At 71.5% G+C, this 4,221-nt stretch carries 4 protein-coding genes; 3 read left to right on the top strand and 1 reads right to left on the bottom strand.

The window, feature by feature from the left end:
* Both QL987_RS16675 and aroQ read left to right on the top strand, forming a co-directional pair.
* The coding region (locus QL987_RS16675) for a hypothetical protein (protein WP_290158770.1) at window positions 1-234 on the top strand (234 nt) is incomplete at its 5' end.
* On the top strand, window positions 231-914 hold the full coding sequence (aroQ, locus tag QL987_RS16670) for a gamma subclass chorismate mutase AroQ (RefSeq protein ID WP_290158769.1): 684 nt from the start codon (window positions 231-233) through the stop codon (window positions 912-914). The genes QL987_RS16675 and aroQ, both read left to right, overlap by 4 nt.
* Window positions 915-1,012: 98 nt before the next feature.
* Here the strand turns inward: aroQ and QL987_RS16665 are convergent, their stop codons facing one another.
* Window positions 1,013-2,890, bottom strand: a complete 1,878-nt coding sequence (locus QL987_RS16665; protein WP_290158768.1) for an adenylyl cyclase — start codon at window positions 2,888-2,890, stop codon at window positions 1,013-1,015.
* Window positions 2,891-3,097: 207 nt separating this feature from the next.
* Here QL987_RS16665 and QL987_RS16660 point away from each other — a divergent pair, with 207 nt between their 5' ends.
* Window positions 3,098-4,036 (top strand): helix-turn-helix transcriptional regulator, encoded by a 939-nt coding sequence (locus tag QL987_RS16660; RefSeq protein WP_290158767.1) that lies wholly within the window; start codon window positions 3,098-3,100, stop codon window positions 4,034-4,036.
* Window positions 4,037-4,221: the final 185 nt, after the last annotated feature.

Below are 4,221 nucleotides of genomic sequence, written 5' to 3'. Positions count from 1 at the left end.
CCCGCGGTCCCGCCCGTCGGCCCGCCGACCGGCCCGTCGCAGTCGTCCGCGGTCCCACACCAGGTGCTCTACGTCTTCGCCGACTTCCAGGAGATGGTGCGCGTCGACTGCTGGTGCAGCCACGACGGTGACCACGTCGACGCCTACCCCTTCCACGAAGAGATCATCCGTCCGCTCATCGACACCATCGTCCGGCGCGTCCGCCGCCGCTCCAGGAGAGGCCAGACCCCATGAACACCATCACGCCCCCGAGCCCGCTGGGCACCAACCGTCGCAGCCGCACCCAACGGGCCGTGGTCGTCGTGCTGGCCGTCGCCCTGGTGGCGTCGACCGGCGTCCTCGCGGTGCTCGCCGCGACGCCCGCAAGCGCCGCCACGATGACGAGTGCGTCGACGACCACGTCCGAGCAGCAGGTCGCCGCCCCGGACCAGGCGGACTCCACGCACCTCGACGCGGTCGGGTCCCTGGTGCTCCGCCGTCTGCTGCTCGCCGACCCGGTGGCGCAGTCGAAGTGGCTGAGCGGCAAGCCGATCGCCGACCCGGTGCGCGAGCAGGCGGTCGTCGACGAGGCCGTGTCCCTCGCCCGACAGCAGGGCGTCGACCCGGACCTCGTCACCCGGGTGGTCCGCTCGCAGATCGCGGCGAGCAAGGTCGTCCAGCGCGGCCTCATCACGTCGTGGACGCACCACCCCGCCACCGCTCCGACGACCGCGCCGGACCTGGCGACGATCCGCCCGCAGCTCGACGCGATCGACACCGACCTGGTCGCGGCGATCGGCGCCGCCCAGGCGACCGCCGGCAGCCCGCAGTGCGCGCACCTCGTGGTCGCCGAGCGGAAGCGCCTGTCGGCGGGCCTCGACTCGCTGCACCGCAAGGGCATCCGCGACGCGCTCACCGGGTTCTGCACCGCCTGACCGACGGTTGCCGCGGGGCGGTGACGAGACGAGCCTCCCGTCCGTCGTGATGACGGACGGGAGGCTCGGCTCGCGTCGTGTGGGTCGGCGTGCGTCCGCTACTGCACCGCCCTGTTCGAGTACCGCGTCACGGTCTGCGGCTGCCCGGACACCGCGCCGGTGGCGGCGGAGCCCTGCCCGTTGACGACGTGGTCGATCGTGCCGGCGTTCGTGTTGAGCGCGACGGTGGTCATGTCGTGCAGCACCACGCCCGGTCGGTCCGGCACCTCGAACGACTGCGTCGCGTGCAGCGACGGGTTGACGTTCGTGAAGATGTAGCTGCCGAGACCCCAGGCTTCGTGCGTCTCCACCTTGTCGGACACCTTGTACGCGGCCCAGCCGTTCACCTTCTGGTGGCGCCAGGAGGCCTGGTCCGGAGCGTCGTACGGCAGCTCGTTCTGGAAGAACACGGTCCGCCCGCGCTCGCCGTTCCACACCACGTTGTACTTCTGGTAGTGCTCGACGAACAGCCCGGTGGCGGTGACGTCGTCCCCGTTCACGACCACGCCGGTGTCGGCGGTGTTCACCGTCCAGCCGACGGAACCGGCGACACCGTGGTCGGCACGCCAGGCCCAGATGTCGTCGAGGATCGTGTGGCTGCTGTTGACCTCGAGGCTCGTCGTGGCCTTGCCGACGTGCGGGCCGCCGATGCGGAAGAACACGTCCTGCAGGGCGGTCGGGTCGGCGGCGCTGCCGGCGGTGGCCGGGTTGCGGTCGACCTTGTGGTGACCGCTGCCGATCCGCAGCAGCGTCGGGGAGTCGACGGGGCCGGCGTCGAAGGTCAGCCCGGCGATGTCGACGCCCCGGACGTCACCGACGACCATCGGGACGGCACCGGCCTGCGCGGTCAGCGTCGCCATCCCCAGACCGAGCACCACGGTGTCGGCACGCTTGACGGAGATGCTCTTCGCGACGTCGTAGACGCCGGGCGTGACGAGCAGGTGCTTGCCCTTCGCGAGGGCGGCGTTGATCGTCGCGACCGAGTCAGAGGGGTGCGCGACGAAGAAGTCGCTGAGGGGCAGCGACCGACCGGGGGTGTGCCCGTTCGCCCAGCTGGTTCCGACCGAGTTCGTCGCGGCGCTCGGGACGAACACGCGGTACGCCCCGCTGTCGTCGACGTAGAGGTACGGCTTCTCGCGGGAGACCGGGGTCGCCGTCAGCGTCGTGTACGGCGGCACCGGGAAGGACTGCGCGGGGGCGTTCAGGTCGCCGGAGAACACCTGGTTCCAGACGCCGTTCGACCATCCGGCACCCAGGTCGGTGTTCCGGACGTAGAACTGCTGCTGCGAGCCGTTCAACGCCCCGCCCTCGAGCTTCGAGTCCGCGACGAAGCCGCCGCTGGCGTAGTTCGGGTCCTCGCAGTAGGGCATGAAGGACGTGTAGTCCTTGACGTCCACGCGTCGCATCGGCGCGGCCTGCGAGACGGCCCACATCTCGTTGCCGGTGTGGCAGGCGTCGGCGGTCGGCACCACGTGGATGGTCAGGTTCGACACCGACCGCCAGAAGGTGTCGAGCGAGCCGCTGCCGTTGCGGCCGGTCGCGGTCACACCGCCGTTGATCGTCACGCCGCTCGGGTCCTGCCCGAGGCCGTCGACCTCGGTGGAGTACCCGACCCGGATGTCGAGCGGGTCCGCCGCCGAGCCGTAGGTGCCCGGCTTGAAGAAGAGTGCGTACCGTGCGGTGCCCATCTCGTTGTCGACCTGCTGCTCGTAGACGGCGTCGACCTTCGCCTGGATGTCCGCCTGGGGCATGTCCGGGGAGAAGACGAGGACGTTCGGGCCGAGGTCGGTCGTCGGTGCAGCGGCCGGGGGTGCGGCGACGGCGGTCTGGGTCGTGGCGAGGACGCCGAGCGCTGCTGCGCCCACCGCCACCGTCGCGCCGATGACGCGTCGGCGGGTTCGGGCCCGTCCGAGGGGCGCTGGGGAGAGGGGGTTCACCGTGACCTGCTTCCTTGCAGATGTGCGGACACCGTCGGGCCCGGGGCGACGTCGCTGTCACCGGGGCGGACGACGACGGCCGCGCTGGTTGGGGTGGCGAGAGCGTAACGCCGTCGAGGCACTGCACAGGGGACGGATCCGGGCGCCTTCGTTGTGCGGATGATCCGGCCCCGTCATCCGCCCCGGGCCTGTGGTAGACCCCTCACCATGAGCAGTCCTTCGTTCCTCGATGTGGAGACGACGAATGCCGACGAACTCACCGAAGCGATCAGTGCGGGGTTCGGGTACCGCGTCGTCGCGACCTCGGACGTCGTCTCGCACCGGCAGCGCGTCATCGTCGGTGACCCGGTCACCCTCGCCGAGTTCGAGTGGGGCGCCGAGGTGCACGTCGCCATCGACGCCACCGACGAGCTCATGTTCGTCGAGGTCCGATCGGGTGCCTTCGCGTTCAACCCCTGGGGCTGCGACGAGGTCATCGGCGAGGGCGATGCGTTCGTGATGCCGCCCGACCAGGAGCTCGAGTTCGTCGTCGACCACGCCATCGCTTCGACCTGCTCCTTCTCGGCGCAGCTGCTCCGCCGGGTCGCCCGGGAGGTCTGGGACGACGACGGCGTCTGCCTGGCGGAGGGCACCCTGCGACCGGTGGACGCCGGTCGGCACTGGCTCTGGCGCCGGACCGTGCAGGAGTACCGCCGCCAGGTGCTCGAGACGCCGGACGTCTACGGCAACGAGCTGCTCCGCGCCGAGGCGTCACGGTTCGTCGTCGTGAGTGCGATCTCTGCGTTCGGCCTGGTCACCGAACCCCGGCGGGAGGCGTCCGTGAGTGCTGCCGTCCGCCGCGCGACCGCCTGGGTGGACGAGCACCGGCGGGAGCCGATCACCGTGCCGGACATCGCCGCCGCGGCACGGCTGTCGCCCCGGGGGCTCTCGCTGGCCTTCCGGCGGGAGCGTGGACAGACGCCGATGGAGTACGTCCGGCTGGCGCGCGTCGACGGTGCCCGGGCGGACCTGGTCGCCGGGGACCCGACGCGGGGGGACACCGTCGCGGGCATCGCGGCCGACTGGGGGTTCAGCAACGCCGGACGCTTCACGGGGCTGTACCGGCAGACGTACGGCGAGCCGCCGCGTCGGACGCTGATGCGCTGAGGGCGGGGGTCGGCGAGGCCCCCGCCCTCTCGTCCCAGGACCCTGATCCGACCCCTGGGGCATGCCCATCGTGCCAGCAGGGCGACGGCGTCGCAGGGTGTTCATCCACCTGAGGGACCGATCGAAGCACACCGCGTGCCCGATGCGTCCAGGTGCTACCGTCAGCGTCACGTCCTGGCCCTCGG

The organism is Curtobacterium sp. APC 4022, from assembly GCF_030407555.1.
Lineage (GTDB): Bacteria > Actinomycetota > Actinomycetes > Actinomycetales > Microbacteriaceae > Curtobacterium.
Note: the sequence above shows the minus strand (reverse complement) of the source record. Positions and strands in the feature narration are given on the sequence as shown.